This is a genomic window from Thioalkalivibrio sp. ALE19, from assembly GCF_000428605.1.
GTDB lineage: Bacteria > Pseudomonadota > Gammaproteobacteria > Ectothiorhodospirales > Ectothiorhodospiraceae > Thioalkalivibrio.
Genome location: NZ_AUAG01000003.1, coordinates 145,872 through 161,165 on the forward strand (window position 1 = coordinate 145,872; position 15,294 = coordinate 161,165).

Annotated in this window: 18 protein-coding genes; 10 read left to right on the forward strand and 8 right to left on the reverse strand. The window is 70.2% G+C overall.

Going from position 1 to position 15,294, the window contains the following annotated elements; genetic code table 11:
• From pdxA to F787_RS0102680, 5 genes are all read left to right on the forward strand, one after another.
• Nucleotides 1–1,020, forward strand: coding sequence for a 4-hydroxythreonine-4-phosphate dehydrogenase PdxA (gene pdxA / locus F787_RS0102660; RefSeq protein WP_028491222.1), 1,020 nt, complete (start codon nt 1–3; stop codon nt 1,018–1,020).
• Nucleotides 1,017–1,850: a 16S rRNA (adenine(1518)-N(6)/adenine(1519)-N(6))-dimethyltransferase RsmA gene (gene rsmA, locus F787_RS0102665; RefSeq protein ID WP_028491223.1), complete on the forward strand. Its 834-nt coding sequence runs from the start codon at nt 1,017–1,019 to the stop codon at nt 1,848–1,850. Before pdxA ends, rsmA begins: the two co-directional genes overlap by 4 nt.
• 91 nt (nt 1,851–1,941) lie before the next feature.
• A complete protein-coding gene (locus F787_RS0102670) occupies nt 1,942–2,949 on the forward strand; it encodes a glucokinase (protein ID WP_028491224.1) in 1,008 nt (335 codons plus the stop codon).
• Nucleotides 2,946–3,329, forward strand: coding sequence for a Co2+/Mg2+ efflux protein ApaG (gene apaG / locus F787_RS0102675; protein WP_018946257.1), 384 nt, complete (start codon nt 2,946–2,948; stop codon nt 3,327–3,329). The genes F787_RS0102670 and apaG overlap by 4 nt, the downstream gene beginning before the upstream one ends.
• Nucleotides 3,330–3,336: 7 nt before the next feature.
• Nucleotides 3,337–4,173: a symmetrical bis(5'-nucleosyl)-tetraphosphatase gene (locus tag F787_RS0102680; RefSeq protein WP_028491225.1), complete on the forward strand. Its 837-nt coding sequence runs from the start codon at nt 3,337–3,339 to the stop codon at nt 4,171–4,173.
• 20 nt (nt 4,174–4,193) lie between these two features.
• Here the strand turns inward: F787_RS0102680 and F787_RS0102685 are convergent, their stop codons facing one another.
• The 6 genes from F787_RS0102685 to F787_RS0102710 all read right to left on the reverse strand — a co-directional run bounded on the left by F787_RS0102685 (nt 4,194) and on the right by F787_RS0102710 (nt 10,454).
• Nucleotides 4,194–4,964, reverse strand: a complete 771-nt coding sequence (locus tag F787_RS0102685; RefSeq protein WP_081694072.1) for a lysophospholipid acyltransferase family protein — start codon at nt 4,962–4,964, stop codon at nt 4,194–4,196.
• 189 nt (nt 4,965–5,153) lie between these two features.
• Complete coding sequence (locus F787_RS0102690; protein ID WP_028491227.1) at nt 5,154–5,693, reverse strand: phosphatase PAP2 family protein; 540 nt, start codon at nt 5,691–5,693, stop codon at nt 5,154–5,156.
• Nucleotides 5,668–6,951, reverse strand: coding sequence for a glycosyltransferase family 1 protein (locus F787_RS0102695; RefSeq protein ID WP_028491228.1), 1,284 nt, complete (start codon nt 6,949–6,951; stop codon nt 5,668–5,670). The genes F787_RS0102690 and F787_RS0102695 overlap by 26 nt, the downstream gene beginning before the upstream one ends.
• A 2-nt stretch (nt 6,952–6,953) precedes the next feature.
• Nucleotides 6,954–7,787, reverse strand: a complete 834-nt coding sequence (locus F787_RS0102700) for a GNAT family N-acetyltransferase (protein ID WP_028491229.1) — start codon at nt 7,785–7,787, stop codon at nt 6,954–6,956.
• A 123-nt stretch (nt 7,788–7,910) separates the two neighbouring features.
• A complete protein-coding gene (locus F787_RS0102705) occupies nt 7,911–8,324 on the reverse strand; it encodes a rhodanese-like domain-containing protein (protein WP_018934855.1) in 414 nt (137 codons plus the stop codon).
• Nucleotides 8,325–8,420: 96 nt separating this feature from the next.
• Nucleotides 8,421–10,454 carry a thioredoxin domain-containing protein gene (locus tag F787_RS0102710; protein WP_028491230.1) on the reverse strand — a complete coding sequence of 678 codons (2,034 nt, stop codon included), beginning with the start codon at nt 10,452–10,454 and terminating at the stop codon, nt 8,421–8,423.
• 115 nt (nt 10,455–10,569) lie between these two features.
• On the opposite strand from F787_RS0102710, the gene lgt reads away from it, so the two are divergent.
• From lgt to F787_RS0102730, 4 genes are read left to right on the forward strand one after another with little or no spacing between them, the layout of a single operon-like run.
• Nucleotides 10,570–11,388, forward strand: coding sequence for a prolipoprotein diacylglyceryl transferase (lgt, locus tag F787_RS0102715; RefSeq protein ID WP_028491231.1), 819 nt, complete (start codon nt 10,570–10,572; stop codon nt 11,386–11,388).
• A gap of 9 nt (nt 11,389–11,397) precedes the next feature.
• Entirely contained in the window at nt 11,398–12,231 is an 834-nt protein-coding gene (locus tag F787_RS0102720) for a thymidylate synthase (RefSeq protein WP_028491232.1), read from the forward strand.
• Between the two features lie 42 nt (nt 12,232–12,273).
• On the forward strand, nt 12,274–12,492 hold the full coding sequence (locus tag F787_RS0102725) for a type II toxin-antitoxin system HicB family antitoxin (RefSeq protein ID WP_018870877.1): 219 nt from the start codon (nt 12,274–12,276) through the stop codon (nt 12,490–12,492).
• Nucleotides 12,482–12,988, forward strand: coding sequence for a dihydrofolate reductase (locus F787_RS0102730; RefSeq protein WP_028491233.1), 507 nt, complete (start codon nt 12,482–12,484; stop codon nt 12,986–12,988). The genes F787_RS0102725 and F787_RS0102730 overlap by 11 nt, the downstream gene beginning before the upstream one ends.
• A 6-nt stretch (nt 12,989–12,994) precedes the next feature.
• On the opposite strand, the gene znuB is transcribed toward F787_RS0102730, so the two are convergent.
• Together znuB and F787_RS0102740 are read right to left on the reverse strand one after the other, a co-directional pair.
• Entirely contained in the window at nt 12,995–13,819 is an 825-nt protein-coding gene (gene znuB, locus F787_RS0102735) for a zinc ABC transporter permease subunit ZnuB (RefSeq protein WP_018870875.1), read from the reverse strand.
• Nucleotides 13,819–14,709 (reverse strand): ATP-binding cassette domain-containing protein, encoded by an 891-nt coding sequence (locus F787_RS0102740; protein WP_019590105.1) that lies wholly within the window; start codon nt 14,707–14,709, stop codon nt 13,819–13,821. Before F787_RS0102740 ends, znuB begins: the two co-directional genes overlap by 1 nt.
• A gap of 25 nt (nt 14,710–14,734) precedes the next feature.
• Between F787_RS0102740 and F787_RS0102745 the strand changes: the two genes are divergently transcribed.
• Nucleotides 14,735–15,294 (forward strand): metal ABC transporter solute-binding protein, Zn/Mn family (locus F787_RS0102745; RefSeq protein ID WP_042805591.1); only part of this gene is annotated, 560 nt, incomplete at its 3' end.

The window sequence follows — 15,294 nt, forward strand, 5'->3', positions numbered from 1 at the left end:
ATGGCCGGGGAGCCGGTTCCGCGTCTGGCGCTGACGGCCGGCGAACCCGCCGGAATCGGACCCGACCTGCTGGCCATGCTGGCGCGCCACGCCGGCCCGGCCCAGCGCGTCGCGATCGGCGATGCGGGCGTCCTCGAACGCCGCGCTCACGCGCTGCACATCGACCTCACCCTGCGCAAGCACGACCCCGATGCCCCGCGCAAAGCCACACCCGCCGGCACCCTGGAGCTGCTCGAGGTCCCGGTGGAAGCACCCGTGACCCCCGGGGCCCTGGAACCGGCCAATGCCGGCCACGTCATCAACCTGCTGGCCACGGCCGCCGACGGCTGCCTCGACGGGCACTTCGACGCCATGGTGACCGCCCCGGTCCACAAGGGGGTGATCCATCGGGCCGGCCACGATTTCACCGGCCACACCGAATGGCTGGCCGAGCGCGCCGGCTCCGGCCGACCGGTGATGATGCTGGTCGCCGGTGATCTGCGCGTTGCCCTGGTGACCACTCACCTGCCCCTGCGCGAGGTCCCCGACGCGATTACCCCGCCGGTGCTGGAACGGACCCTGCACATCCTGGATCACGACCTCCGCCGCGACTTCGGCCTGGCGCGGCCGCGCATCGCCGTGCTCGGGCTTAACCCGCACGCCGGCGAGGGCGGCGTGCTGGGACGCGAGGAAGAGCTCGTGATCGAACCGGTGCTCGCCCGCCTGCGCGAACGCGGCATGCACCTGACCGGGCCGCTGCCGGCCGACACCGCCTTCACCCCGCGTGCCCTCGCCCGGGTCGACGCGGTGCTCGCCATGTACCACGACCAGGGCCTGCCGGTGCTCAAGCACGCCGGCTTCGGCGAGGCGGTAAACGTCACCCTGGGCCTCCCCTTCGTGCGCACCTCGGTGGATCACGGCACCGCGCTGGATCTGGCCGGCAGCGGACGCGCCGAGGTCGGCAGCCTGGCCGCGGCGGAGAATCTGGCCGCCCGCCTCGCGGGCCACCGCGGGGCACCGCCAGCGGGGACCACGGCATGACCCGACGCACGCGGCGCCCGGCCGCAGCCGACGAGGGACCGGGCCCGGTCCGCCGCCGCTTCGGCCAGAATTTCCTCCATGACCCCGGCATCCTCGATCGCATCGTGCGGGCCATCGACCCGCAGCCGGACGATCGCATGCTGGAGATCGGCCCGGGGCGCGGCGCCCTGACGGCCCCGCTGCTGGACCGCCTGCAGAAACTGGACGCAGTGGAGATCGACCGTGATCTGGCCGCAGCGCTGCGCAGCCACTTCCCGCCCGAACGCCTGACCCTGCACACCGGCGATGCCCTGGAACTGGATCTGGCCGCGCTCGGCCCGCCCCCGCCCGCCGGCTGGCGCGTGGTCGGCAACCTCCCCTACAACATCTCCACCCCGCTGCTGTTCCACCTGCTGGAGCAGAGCGAGCACATCCGCGACATGCATTTCCTGCTGCAGCGCGAGGTGGTGGAACGCATCACCGCCGAGCCGGGCAGCAAGCGCTACGGCCGCCTGAGCGTGATGGTTGCCGCGCGCGCCCGCGCCACCGAACTGCTGGGAGTCCCGCCGGGGGCGTTTCACCCGCCGCCGAAGGTGCATTCGGCCGTGGTGCGCATCGTCCCGGATGCCGAGCCGCGGGTGCCCGCTGCGCGGCTGCCCGCCTTCGCCGCACTGGTCAACCGCGCGTTCTCCAATCGGCGCAAGACCCTGCGCCGCGGGCTGGCGGGACTGCTGGAGGCGGCCGATATCGAGGCCGCCGGCCTGGACCCGGGCCAGCGTCCGGAGACCGTCGACGTCGCCGGTTTCGACGCCCTGGCCCGCCGGATCCCCGAATCCGCCGGGGCGGAGTGACCCGGGCAGGGGCTCGGCCCCGCCCCGGGTCCGTCTTTCTCACTCCACACCCCGCTCGCGTTACCATGGGAACATGACTGGCAGGGACCGCATGCAGCTGATCGTCGCCGACGTCGGCGGGACCCACACCCGCCTGGCGCAGGCCGAATACGCCCGGGGTACGTGGCAACTGCACGCGACCACCCGCTATGCGAGCCGCGAATACGCCGGCCTGGGTGCGATCCTCGAGGACTGGCTGGCGCGCCCGGAACAGTCCGCGGTGACCTTCAGCGGCGCGGGCATGGCCGTCGCCGGGCCGGTGCACGCCGGACGCGCCCGGGTCACCAACCTGCGCTGGCCCGAACTCGCGACCACCGACCTGGCCGCGGTGGCCGGCGTGCCCGTGGCCCTGCTCAACGATTTCGCCGCGGTGGGCGCCTGTCTCGAGGCCCTGACCCCGGAAGATCGCCTGATCCTGCAGGACGGCGACGCCGACCCCACGGGACCGCGGCTGGTCACCGGGGCCGGCACCGGGCTGGGCACCTGCCTGGTGACGCCGCCCGCGGGCGCAGATGCCCCGCCGGCGATCCATCCGGGCGAAGGCGGCCACGCGCGTTTTTCCCCGGCCGACGCCGACGAGACCGAACTGGCGGCCTTCGTCACCGCCGAGGCCGGCCGGTGCACCCGCGAACACCTGCTCAGCGGCCGCGGCATCGCGCGCATCGGCCGCTTCGAGCTGCAGCGTCGCGACGACCCCGAACTGGGGCGCGCGCTGGCCGCGGCGGAGCCCGCCGCCGCCATCAGCGCGCTGGCCGACACCGGCCACGCGGCCGCGCTGCAAGTGGTGCGCCGCTTCGTTACCCTGTACGCCGGGCAGCTGGCCGACATGGCGCTGACCGCGCTGCCGCGCGGCGGCGTCTTCATCGGCGGCGGCATCGCCCCGCGCTGGACCGACCATTTTCTCGCCCCGGCCTTCCGCGAGGCCTTCCGAGCACGCCCGCCGATGGAAGACCTGCTGGAACGCCTGCCGGTGGAACTGATCATTCATCCCGAACCGGGCCTGCTGGGAGCCGCGGTCGCCGCTTCCCGCGCCCGTCCCCACGGAGCATCCGCCCCATGACCATGCAGCAGGAAAATCCCGTCGAGATCGAAGTCTCCAGTGCCTATGTCGAAGACCAGTCCGAGCCCGAAGAAGACCGCTATGTCTTCGCCTACCACGTGGTGATCCACAACGCCGGCGAGCGCAGCGTGCAGCTGCTCAATCGCCACTGGATCATCCGCGACGGACGCGACCAGACCCAGGAGGTCCGCGGCGAGGGCGTGGTCGGCGAACAGCCCCACATCGCCCCGGGCGACTCCTTCGAATACACCAGCGGAACGGTGATCGAGACCCCGGTGGGCATGATGGAAGGCAGCTACGAGATGCGCGACGAGCAGGGGCACACCTTCGAGGCCACCATCCCGCCGTTCACCCTGTCCGTCCCCCGCACGCTGCACTGAGGCCCGCGTGGCACTGTACGCCGTCGGCGACCTGCAGGGCTGCCTGGATCCGCTGGAGCGCCTGCTGGAACGCGTACGCTTCGACCCGTCCCGCGATCGCCTGTGGCTGGTCGGGGACCTGGTCAACCGCGGGCCGGACTCGGCCGGCTGCCTGCGGCGGGTCCGCTCGCTGGGCGCGGCCGCGACGACCGTGCTCGGCAACCACGACCTGCATCTGCTGGCCGCCAGCGAGGGCCTGCGCGAACCCGGCCGGCGCGACACCCTGCGCGAGGTGCTGGACGCCCCGGATGCCGCGGAGCTGCTGGAATGGGTGGCCAGCCAGCCGCTGCTGCATCGCGATCCCGACAACGACTGGACGCTGGTCCACGCCGGCATCCCGCCGGTATGGGACACCGACACCGCCGCCGCCGAGGCGCGGCGAGTGGAGGCCGAACTGGGCGAACCGCGCCGGCGTCGTGCCCTGCTGGAGGTGATGTACGGCGACACCCCGGCGCAGTGGGACCCGGCCCTGCGGGGCTACGATCGCCTGCGCTTCGCGATCAACGGCTTCACCCGCATGCGCATGGTCGGCGCCGGTCCCGACGGCGAGCTGGAGTTCGCCAGCAACGGCCCGCCCGAAGAAGCCCCGGCAACGCTGGTCCCGTGGTTCGACCACCCCGCACGCCGCAGCCGCGGCACCCCGGTGGTATTCGGCCACTGGGCCGCGCTGGGTCACCGCCGCGGCCCCGACTGGCTGGCGCTGGACAGCGGCTGCGTCTGGGGGAATGCGATGAGCCTGGCACGCCTGGACGGTGCCACGCCACAGACCGCTGCGGAGGAACAGGTCCCCTGCCCGGGGACCTGAGAAGCCCCGGACGGACCTCGTCAGCTCCGCCCGGGGCGGGGATCGTCGACCGGCTCGGCGGGCACGCCCAGCGCCTCGGCGATCTGCGAACGCGCCGCCTCGGCGAGCTCGCGGCGCGGGCGATCATGCCCCTCCAGCGGCTCCAGCACATGCACGCTCACCCGCGTGCGCGGGCGACACAGCAGCCGCCACACGTTGGGCACCAGACGGTCATGCCCGGCGAAAGCCACCGGCACCGTACCGTCGCTGTAGCTTTCGTAATCCAGCGCCACCGGCTGCACCGGATGCGCGGTCCCCGTGACCGCGGCGAACAGCCGCGGATGAAAGCGGCGCAGCCCGTGTCCCCGGGTCGTCGTACCTTCCGGAAACACCACGAAATGCCGCCCCGCGTCCAGCCCCTCGCGCATCGCCTCCACGTGCGCCGAGGCCTCGTGGCCGCCGCGACGGATGAAGCGCGTACCGTGGCGTCGCGCCAGCCAGCCAATGATCGGCCAGCGGGCGATCTCGGCCTTGGACAGGAAACAGGGGTCCACCGCCGCGCCCAGCAACGGGATATCCAGCCAGGACACATGATTGGCGACCACCAGCGACGCCTCGCGGGGCGCTTCCCCCGCGACCTCGCAGTACACGCCCGCCAGCTGCAGCGCCCTGCGGTACCAGGCGCGCCGCACCTGCGAATGTGCCTCGGGGCCGGCGCGCTGTCGCTGGAGTCGCCAGGTGACCCAGACCCCGACCAACAGATGGCCCAGAATCCGGATCAGCCGGAACACCCCTCTTGCCGTACCTGTCATGCTCCTCCCCCGTGTCACTGCCGGGCGTGTACCCCGGCGCGGGCGCCCATGGTAAACGACCCGCCGCCCATGCAGCCGGAGGCCTTGCGGTTTAATATGGGTTCCTCCCCCCGGCGAGGGGCAACGGAGCAGCAGGGAGCGCGGCACCCAGGCGGCCGGCTTCTCGACCCGGCGGGCAGAGTAAAGGTTTCAGGCAGGGAGCAGTGGTGCGGCAAGCAGAAGGCTGCCGCCGGCAATCAACGCGCCGATGAGGGCCCCGACGGCGACATCGGATGGATAATGGAGGGCAAGAACCAGCCGCGACATCGCCACCAGGGCAGCGAATGGCACCACCAGCCAGGCCCAGATCGGAAGCCAGGCCACCAGCACGACAGTGAAGCCCACCGCGTGCATGGTGTGTCCGGAAGGAAAACTGAACTCATCCAGCGGAGAAATGCTGTGCAGCGGGTCGCCGTGCCGCTGACAGGGACGCGGACGGCCGGCACCCTGCTTGAGCACGCGATAAAGGGGCATGGACACCAGACCCACGGCCATCATGTGCACGCTGACCACCCAGGCCCAGGCCCCGTGGATCAGCGGAAGCGAGAGCATGATGGCGTACCAGGCGACCCCGTCGCCCAGACGCGATACCCCCCCGAACAAACGCCCGATGGCCGGCTTTCGCGCGATCCGGTTGAAACGCCGGCAAACCCTTTCATCCAGATTATCGACCCGTTGCAGCAGACGCATGCTGACCCTCCCCGCCTCCGATCCGGCCGAGCTCCGTCAGGCGAGCGCCAAAGCGGCCGACGATCCGTTCCCAGTCCAGGCCTTCGGCCCGCTGCCGCGCGGCCTGCCCCATCACCCGCCATGCGAGGCGGTCGCGGCATCGGCGCTCCGCCAGATCCAGGGCAGCCGCGGCGAAGGCCTCGCTGTCGTCCGCCGGGTTTCCACTGAGCGGGACCCGCACGCCGTTTTCACCCTCGCGCAGGTGCTCGCGCGCAGCGGCTTCGTCGAAGGCAAGCACCGGAAGCCCGCTGGCCATGGCCTCGATCACCACATTGCCGAAGGTTTCCGAACGTGAGGCGAAGACGAACAGATCCGCGCTGGCGTAATGCGCGGCCAGATCGGCGCCGGTCCGCATGCCGGTAAAGATCACTTCCGGATGACGGGCCTCGAGCGCCGCGCGTGAAGGGCCATCCCCCACCATCACCAGACGCGCGCGCGGCAGGCGGGCACGCACCGCCTCCCAGGCCCGAATCACGTCTTCGGGCGCCTTTTCCGGGGCCAGCCGCCCGACACTGATCAGCACCGGCGCATCCACGCCGCCCTCCCACTCGTCGCGCAGGGACCATGAACGGCGAGCGGGACTGAACAGCCCGGTATCGACGCCCCGTTCCAGCACCCGGATACCGCGGAAACCGGATGACTCCAGTTCCGACGCGAGCGCGCGAGTGGGTACCAGGGTGCAATCGCAGCGGTTGTGGAAGCGGCGCAGGAAAGCCAGCGCCAGGGGACGGGCCCAGGCCATTCCGTAATAACCCATGTATCCGTCGAAACGCGTATGGAAAGCCGAACTGACGGGAATCCCGAGTCGGCGCGCAGCGCTGAGCGCCGCGTGTCCCAGGGGACCCTCGGTAGCAATGTGAACCACCCCCGGGCGCGCACGTTTCCAGTGACGGAGCAAACGACGGCGCACCGGCAGCCCCGCACGCAGGCCCGGATAGCCGGGCAGCGGCACGCCTGGAACCGTGTGTTCCTCGGCCGCGGGCCCGGAGGTCCCTGAGAGCGGGCGGTCGCCGGCCTGCCGCGGGCGCACCACTTCAACCGCATATCCCGTCTCGCGCAGGCCGTTCACCAGTCGCGACAGCGTAAGGGCCACGCCGTTGATCTCCGGGGGCCAGGTCTCGGTCACCACGGCGACCTTCGGAAACTGCGGCTCCCCGCGGGCTGCCTGCACCCCCGAGGACGCCGCGGCGGGAATGCGGGATGTCATGACCGCGGTCATGATCAGAGCTCCCGGGCGGCGGAACCGCCGTTGCCGACACCCGATGACATGTCGTCGGAGGGCGCCGCGTCGGGAATGTACGGGGTCCGTATCCGATAGCGTTCCGGCACGTCGCGAAGCTGCAGCAGCATGAGCAGACAGGCCGCATTGCGCCGCGTGTCATGCGCGGGCTCGCCGGCCACCCGCGCTCCGAGGTCCAGCCAGGCACGGCTGGACGGCGGCAGCCCGTCGGGGGAGGGCGTCCCGTGCCAGATGGTCAGGGCATTGGGCAGCGCACTGCGCGGAGCCACACGCTGCCGGGAGGGTACACGCCGAAAAGCACGCAGCCACGCAAGCGCCGGAGGAATCGAACTCGCCACCGGGATACGATCCCGGGCGATCAGATACCGGCAGTCGAGACGTTGAAGCAGATAAACGACGCCGCGCCACAGCGCCTCGAACGCAGCCGGCTGGCCAGCGTGCGCGGGCAGAATGCGCAGGCGGTCGAGTTCCGCCCCGCGTCCGGGCAGGGTGACCAGGGGTCCCAGGTCGAACGATTCCAGGGACGGGAAACCACCGCCCGCCAGGGCACCCTCTTCCGGCAGCAGCCGGGCACAGGCCACTGGCAGGCGACTCCCGCGGGCATACACCAGCAGGTGGTGAGCGTGGCCATCCAGCGGGTCACGATCGAGCCCGTCCAGTCGCGGTGACAGCGAGCCTCCGCGCCGCGCGGCCCCGACACGAAAGCGCAGACGCTGCGCCGCGCGCAGGTCCTCGCGGCCGCTGGCAATGCGCCACTCATACGATGACGGCGTGCGATCGGCGAACTGAGGGGCGGGAGGATTCGGGTGGGGCATGGCGGCAATCTCCACGGGTCATGCCCGGGGAGATTACGGCCGCACTCTTGCACCCCGTTGAACGGGGCATGACGCTTTGGTGACCGCTCCCGATGGAATACCGGAAACGGTGCCGGGCCCGGCCTACGGCAGCTGGCCGGTGTAGGCGCCGGATTCGACCGGCAGGTCCTCGCCTTCCCAGGATTTCATCCCGCCGGCGACGTTGACCACGTTGGTGAAGCCCATCTCCTGCAGGCGCAGGACCGACAGGGCGGCCCGCCCGCCGGTGGCACAGATGATGGCCACGGGCTTCTCGCGCGCGGAGTACAACGCCTCGATGCGATGCGGGGTATTGGGGTCGGCCGCGCCTTCCAGCAGGCCGCGCGGGATCAGCAGCGAATCCGGCACGTGGGCGCGTTCGTATTCATAAGGTTCGCGCACGTCGACGAGGGTCCAGTCCTCGCCCTTCTGCCGCGCCTCGTGCAGCTCTTCCGGGGAGATCTCGCGGATGTTTTCGCGCGCCGCGGCGACGAAGTCCTTCATCAGCTTTTCGCTCATGGGGCATTCCTTTTCTTCGGGTTCGTTTCGGTTTCGGGATAAACGGACAACCCTGACAGTCTGCGGGCTTTGCGGCCGATTTCAAGCGAGCTCCGCTCACTCCACCGCCAGGCGCTTCGCCAGCGTCGCGGGGTCGTCCACCGGGGGTTCGCAATGCAGACCGCGGCACAGCCAGGCGCGCGGTCCGCCCTCGCGCGGCGCCTTGCCGGCCAGGGCGTCGGGCAGATCGCGGGCATCGTCGGGCACGGGGAAGACCCGCGCCGCGCCATCGGCGGCAGCGATCGTCCGGCGCGCGTCGGCCAGCGTCTCGCCCTGCCCGCGCAGGACCACCAGCGGCGGGGCGTGATAATGCATGTCGAGCGCCACCAGCAGGCTCATGTGGCCCATCGGCGCCTGTTCGATCATCGGCCCGGCATTGGCCAGCGTACCCTCGGCCGCCTCCAGATAGCGCGGCTCGGCCAGCAGATGCCCCAGCCGGATCAGGCACTGCGCGGCGATCCCGTTGCCCGCGGCCATGGCATCGTCGGAATACACCTTGGGCCGCTGGATCAGGGCCTCGTGGTCGCGCGCGGTGTAGAAAAAGCCGCCGCTGGCATCATCGTGGAAATCCTCCATCAGGGCCCCGGCCAGGGTCACGGCCCAGTCCAGAAGCTCGCTGTCCCATTCGGTCTCCAGCAGCGCCAGGGTCGCCTCCAGCAGCGCGGCATAGTCGTCGAGGCAGGCGCGCGGCATGGCCGAGGTCGCCCCCTCGCGATAACTGGCATACAGGCGGCCGTCGTGCCAGTGCAGGCGCCGCACCGCCGCCATTGCGTCCTGTGCCAGCGCCAGCCAGTCGGGACGATCCAGCGCGCGGGCCGCGCGCGCCAGGCCGGTGATCATCAGCGCGTTCCAGCCCGCCAGCAGCTTGTCGTCGCGATGCGGGCGCACGCGCTCCTCGCGTGCCCGAAGGAGCCGCTCGCGCGCCCGGTCCAGACGGGCCGCCGCCTCCTCCGGGGAGATCCCCAGGGCATCCGCGACGGTGTCCGGCGGCACCACTTCGTGCAGGTGCCAGCGGCCTTCGAAGTTGGGCGGCCCCTGCAGACCCCACACGCGTGCGGCGACCGCCCATTCCTCGGCCGGCAGCAGCGCCTCCACGGTCTCCGGGTCCCAGACGTAGAAGCGCCCTTCCTCGCCTTCGGAATCGGCGTCCAGGCTGGAACAGAACGCCCCGCTGGCATCCCGCATCTCGCGCTCGAGCCAGGCCACCGTCTGCTCCGCGACCCGCCGCGAGCGGGCATCGCCGCGCGCGCCGCGCTCGGCGTACAGACCCAGCAGCGGCCCGTTGTCGTACAGCATCTTCTCGAAATGCGGGATCATCCAGCGGGTGTCCACCGAGTAGCGACAGAACCCGCCGCCGACCTGGTCGAACAGCCCGCCGGCGGCCATCGCGTCCAGGGTGGCGTCCAGCATGCGCCGGGACTCGCCGTCGCCGTGGCGCGCCGCATGCCAGGCCAGCCAGTCGAGCGAGGCCGGATGCGGAAACTTGGGCGCATCGCCGAAACCGCCATGCTCCGCATCGAAGCTCTGCGCCAGTTCCGCGCGGGCCTTGTCCACCACGCTCAGCGCCGGGATGCTGCCGCCCTCCGGGTTGTAGATCCGCGTGAGCGCCTGCTGCAGGGAATCGTTCTGGCGCCGGATCTCCTCCGGGTGTTCGGCGAGGAAATCGGCCACACGGTTGAGCAGGTCGACAAACGACGGCAGGCCGTGCCGCGGGGTGTTCGGGAAGTAGGTCCCGGCGAAGAACGGCACCTGGTCCGGGGTCAGGAACACCGTCAGCGGCCAGCCACCCGGGCGCTGCGCCAGCAGCATGTGCGCGTTCTGGTAGATGCGGTCCAGATCGGGCCGCTCCTCGCGATCCACCTTGATGTTCACGTAGCGCCGGTTCATCACCTCCGCGGTCGCCGGATCCTCGAAGGATTCATGCGCCATCACGTGGCACCAGTGGCAGGCGGAGTACCCGATCGACAGCAGGATCGGCTTGTCCTCGGTCCGCGCCCGCTCCAGGGCCTCCTCGCCCCACGGATACCAGTCCACGGGATTGTCCGCGTGCTGTTGCAGATACGGGCTGCTGGCGCCGGCGAGACGGTTCATGGCGACCTCCCTGGAAACGTGGGTGGCGAAAGCCGGGACGGAGACGGTCCCGATGCGTGCGAATGCCTTGCAGGACCGGTAGGATGTGCGGCTGTTTCGGCCACCGCAAGCGCCCATGCCTGTTCACCCGTTTATCGATCCGGTCGCACTCTCCCTGGGCCCGGTCAGCATCCACTGGTACGGGCTGATGTACGTCATCGGATTCCTGGCCTTCTGGGGGCTGGGGGTCTGGCGCGCGCGCTCGCGCGACTGGGATCCGCTGGAACCGCGCCAGGTCGGCGACCTGCTGTTCTGGGGCGCGATCGGCGTGATCATCGGCGGGCGCCTGGGCTACGCGCTGTTCTACAACTTCGACGGCGTGCTGGCCGACCCGCTGAGCCTGATCCGGCTGTGGGAGGGCGGCATGTCCTTCCACGGCGGACTGATCGGCGTACTGGTCACCGCCTGGCTGTACGCCCGGCACCTGCACCAGCCGTTCTTCCGCCTGACCGATTTCATCGCCCCGCTGATCCCCATCGGTCTGGGCGCCGGGCGCGTGGGCAACTGGATCAACGGCGAGCTGTGGGGCAAGCCCACCGACCTGCCGTGGGCGATGGTCTTCCCCGCGGCCGACTACGTGCCCCGTCACCCCTCGCAGCTCTACCAGGCCTTTCTCGAAGGCGTGGTGCTGTTCGTGGTGCTGTGGCTGGTGTCGCGCCAGCCGCGGCGGACCGGTCTGGTCTCGGGCCTGTTCCTGACCCTGTACGGCGCGTTCCGCTTCGTGGTGGAGTTCGTGCGCGAACCGGACGCGCACATCGGCTATCTCGCCTTCGGCTGGGTCACCATGGGGCAGGTCCTGTCGCTGCCGGTGATCCTGTTCGGCCTCGGCCTGATCGTCTGGTCGCGCCGCAATCCCCTGCCCGAACCCCGCCCGGACACCTCCGGGAAGCCCTGAGGACGCACCATGCGGCAATACCTGGATCTCGTCCGCCACATCCGCGACCACGGCAGCGACCGCCCGGACCGCACCGGCACCGGGACGCGCTCGGTGTTCGGCTACCAGATGCGCTTCGACCTGGCGCAGGGCTTCCCCCTGGTCACCACCAAGAAGACCCATCTGCGCTCGGTCATCCACGAGCTGCTTTGGTTCCTCGCGGGGGACACCAACGTGGGCTACCTGCGCGACAACAAGGTAACCATCTGGGATGAATGGGCCACCGAGGGCGGTGAACTGGGCCCGATCTACGGCGCCCAGTGGCGTTCCTGGCCACTGCCCGACGGAGGCACCCACGATCAGCTGACGGAGCTGCTGGACAACCTTCGCACCCGCCCGCACTCGCGCCGCCACGTGATCTCCGCATGGAACGTCGCCGACCTGCCGGACGAGACCCGTGCCCCGCAAGAGAACGCGGCCGCCGGCCTTATGGCCCTCGCCCCCTGCCATGCCCTGTTCCAGTTCTACGTGGCCGACGGCCGGCTGTCCTGCCAGCTCTACCAGCGCAGCGCCGACGTGTTCCTGGGCGTGCCCTTCAACATCGCCAGCTATGCCCTGCTGACGCACATGATCGCGCAGGTGGTCGACCTGGAGCCCGGCGAATTCGTCCATACCCTGGGCGATGCGCACCTCTACGCCAACCACGCCGAGCAGGTCGACACCCTGCTGGAGCGCGAACCGCTGCCGCTGCCGACCCTGCACCTCAACCCGGAGGTGCGCGACCTGTTCGCGTTCCGCTTCGAGGACATCGAGGTCCGCGACTACCAGTCCCACCCCGCCATCCGCGCCCCCATCGCCATCTAGCCCGCCATGCGCTAGATTGGTTCTGAGGACCGGGAGGCGACCATGAAGCAATACACGGTCATTATCGAGCAGGGCGACAGCGGCTGGGGAGCCTATGTTCCGGACCTCCCGGGCTGCATTGCGACCGGTGACAGCCGCGAGGAAGTCATGGCCGCGATTCGCGAGGCGATCACCATGCACCTGGAAGCCCTGCATGACGAAGGCGAGCCGATTCCCGAACCGCACCATTCCAGCGAAACCGTGCGAATCGATGCAGCCTGAAGCCCGGGGACCCGAGATCCATATCATCGTGGCGCTGGACCCGGATCACGTGATCGGGCGCGACAACGACCTGCCGTGGCGGCTGCCGGACGACCTGCGGCACTTCAAGCGGGTGACCGCCGGCCATCCGGTGATCATGGGCCGGCGCACGTTCGAATCCATCGGCCGGCCGCTGCCGAAGCGCCGCAACCTGGTGCTGACCCGGCAGACCGACTGGCAGCAGCCCGAGGGCGTCGAGGTCTTTTCCGACCTGGACAAAGCGCTGGCGAATATCGATTCGGGTCCGGCGTTCGTCATCGGCGGGGCCGGGCTGTTCGCCGAGGCCCTGCCGCGCACCGGGGTCCTGCACCTGACCCAGGTGCACGAACGCCATCCCGGCGATACGTATTTCCCCGCCATCGATCCCGCGGAATGGACGCTGATCGAGTCGGAATACCACCCGGCCGACGAGCAGCACGCCTGCGCGTTCACCTTCGAGCGTCTGGAGCGGCGCTGAGCCGGATCAGCGCGTGCCGAAGCGCGGCAGCAGCCGCGCGGGTAGCAGCTGCACCAGGATGAAGCCCAGCAGGGCCGCGACCACGATGCTCGGCCCGGTGGGGGTATCCCACTGGAACGAGCCGGCGATCCCCGCCCCCACCGCCAGCATGCCGAGCACCCCGGCGAGGATCGCCATCTGCTCCGGGGTGCGGGCGAAGCGTCGCGAGGTCGCCGCCGGGATGATCATCAGCGCCGTGATCAGCAGTACGCCGACCACCTGCATCGCCGCCGCGATCACCAGCGCGATCAGCAGCATCATGCCCAGGCGCACCGGCAGAGCCCGCACGCCCTCCACCCGCGCCAGTTCCTCGTGCACGGTCAGTGCCAGCAGAGGCCGCCACAGCGCGATCAGCAGCACCAGCGCAATCAGCCCGCCGATGGCGATCGCCAGCAGGTCGTCGCGCCCCACCGCGAGGATGTCGCCGAACAGATAGGCCATCAAGTCCACCCGCAGCCCCTCGACGAAGGCCACGGCCACGATCCCCAGCGACAGCGCGCTGTGCGCGAGGATCCCCAGCAGGGTGTCCGAGCCCAGCTCCTGATAGCGCTGCAGGATCACCAGGAGCACCGCGATGGCGATGCACACCAGCGTCACCATCAGGTTGAGATTGAGCCCCAGCAGGAAACCCAGGGCCACCCCCAGCAGCGCCGAATGCGACACCGTGTCGCCGAAATAGGCCATGCGCCGCCACACCACGAAGGCCCCCAGCGGCCCCGCGACCACCGCCACCATCAGGCCCGCCAGCACGGCGCGCACCAGGAAGTCGTCCAGCCAGCCGGCGATGTCCATCAGTGACGGCACCCCGGACCGTGTTGCGGATCGTTGCAGGAGGTGTCCGTGCCCTCTCCATCCAGCGGGCGCACCTCGCCGTGCAGGCCGTGCACGTGATTGTGATCGTGGGTGTAGACCGCCAGACCCCGCAGATCCACGCTGGGGAACAGGCGCCGGTATTCCGGATGGCGCGAGACTTCCTCGGGGTTTCCGGTGCAGCAGACATGCTGGTTCAGGCAGATCACCGTCTCGGCACCGGCCATCACGAAATGCAGGTCGTGCGAGACGATCAGCACCCCGCAGCCGGACTCGCGGCGGATGTCGTCCAGCATCGCGAACACATCGCCCTGCCCCACCACGTCGACCCCCTGGGCCGGTTCGTCCAGCACCAGCAGATCGGGCTCGCCCAGCAATGCCCGCGCCAGCAGCACCCGCTGGGTCTCGCCGCCGGACAGCGACTGGATCGGCGAATCGATGAGGTGGCCGACCCCCACCCGCTCCAGCTTGGCCAGCAGTTCACGCCGCGGCAGCCGCTGGCGCATGCGCAGAAAACGATATACCGACAGCGGCAGCACCGGTTCGATCTGCAGCCGCTGAGGCATGTAACCGACCCGCAGATCCGGGGCGCGTTCCACGTGGCCGCCGTCCGGCTGCCACAGTCCCATCAGCACACGCAGCAGGCTGGTCTTGCCCGCGCCGTTGGGGCCGATGATCATCGCCGCCTCGCCCGCGTGCACCGCCATCGACACCCGGTCGAGGATCGTCCGTCCGCCCCGCTCCACCGTCACCTCGCGGGCCGCCACCAGCGGCCCGGAACCCCGCTCCGGGCGCGGCCGCGGATGGCGGCCCGCACGGTGACCGCGTAACCAGTTGTGGACGCTCGCGAACATGATGGTATTGTATAACATCCAGATCCCAGACGGAGCCCCGGTCATGATGCGCAAACGTTTCCCCCTGCTCACCGGCACCCTGGTCGCCAGCGCCACGCTGGCCATACCCGCACAGGCGGACGACCCGCGGGTGGTCTCCAGCATCCTCCCGATCCACGGCCTGGTCGCGGGCCTGGTGGATGACGTCATGGAGGCCGATGTCCTGCTGCCGCCGGATGCCTCACCGCACGGCTACTCCATGCGCCCGTCCGAAGCCCGGCGTTTGCAGAACGCCGACGTGGTGGTCTGGGTCGGGCCCGACCTGGAGACCTTCCTCGAATCACCCCTGCGCAATCGGGGAGAAGGTACCACGGTCGTGACCCTGATGGAGGACATGGACCTCGATCTGCTGCCCACGCGCTCGGGCGGGGTCTGGGAACCGCACGACCACGGTCACGATCATCATGCGGCGCATGAAGAGGCCCGCGAAGAAGGACATGGCGGAGAGCATGACCACGGCCATGACCATGAGCACGGGCATGATCACGACCACGGGCATGATCACGACCACGGGCATGACCACGACCACGACCACGGCCATGACCACGACCACGGGCATGACCA

Bases quoted from the DNA above. Each gene is read 5' to 3' on its own strand.
- F787_RS0102690 (WP_028491227.1), bottom strand. From the start codon at position 5,693: ATGCGTCTGCTGCAACGGGTCGATAATCTGGATGAAAGGGTTTGCCGG.
- znuB (WP_018870875.1), bottom strand. From the start codon at position 13,819: ATGGACATCGCCGGCTGGCTGGACGACTTCCTGGTGCGCGCCGTGCTG.
- pdxA (WP_028491222.1), top strand. From the start codon at position 1: ATGGCCGGGGAGCCGGTTCCGCGTCTGGCGCTGACGGCCGGCGAACCC.
- F787_RS0102685 (WP_081694072.1), bottom strand. From the start codon at position 4,964: ATGACAGGTACGGCAAGAGGGGTGTTCCGGCTGATCCGGATTCTGGGC.
- F787_RS0102670 (WP_028491224.1), top strand. From the start codon at position 1,942: ATGCAGCTGATCGTCGCCGACGTCGGCGGGACCCACACCCGCCTGGCG.
- F787_RS0102695 (WP_028491228.1), bottom strand. From the start codon at position 6,951: ATGACCGCGGTCATGACATCCCGCATTCCCGCCGCGGCGTCCTCGGGG.
- F787_RS0102705 (WP_018934855.1), bottom strand. From the start codon at position 8,324: ATGAGCGAAAAGCTGATGAAGGACTTCGTCGCCGCGGCGCGCGAAAAC.
- F787_RS0102720 (WP_028491232.1), top strand. From the start codon at position 11,398: ATGCGGCAATACCTGGATCTCGTCCGCCACATCCGCGACCACGGCAGC.
- lgt (WP_028491231.1), top strand. From the start codon at position 10,570: ATGCCTGTTCACCCGTTTATCGATCCGGTCGCACTCTCCCTGGGCCCG.
- F787_RS0102725 (WP_018870877.1), top strand. From the start codon at position 12,274: ATGAAGCAATACACGGTCATTATCGAGCAGGGCGACAGCGGCTGGGGA.
- F787_RS0102740 (WP_019590105.1), bottom strand. From the start codon at position 14,709: ATGTTATACAATACCATCATGTTCGCGAGCGTCCACAACTGGTTACGC.
- F787_RS0102700 (WP_028491229.1), bottom strand. From the start codon at position 7,787: ATGCCCCACCCGAATCCTCCCGCCCCTCAGTTCGCCGATCGCACGCCG.
- rsmA (WP_028491223.1), top strand. From the start codon at position 1,017: ATGACCCGACGCACGCGGCGCCCGGCCGCAGCCGACGAGGGACCGGGC.
- F787_RS0102710 (WP_028491230.1), bottom strand. From the start codon at position 10,454: ATGAACCGTCTCGCCGGCGCCAGCAGCCCGTATCTGCAACAGCACGCG.
- apaG (WP_018946257.1), top strand. From the start codon at position 2,946: ATGACCATGCAGCAGGAAAATCCCGTCGAGATCGAAGTCTCCAGTGCC.
- F787_RS0102730 (WP_028491233.1), top strand. From the start codon at position 12,482: ATGCAGCCTGAAGCCCGGGGACCCGAGATCCATATCATCGTGGCGCTG.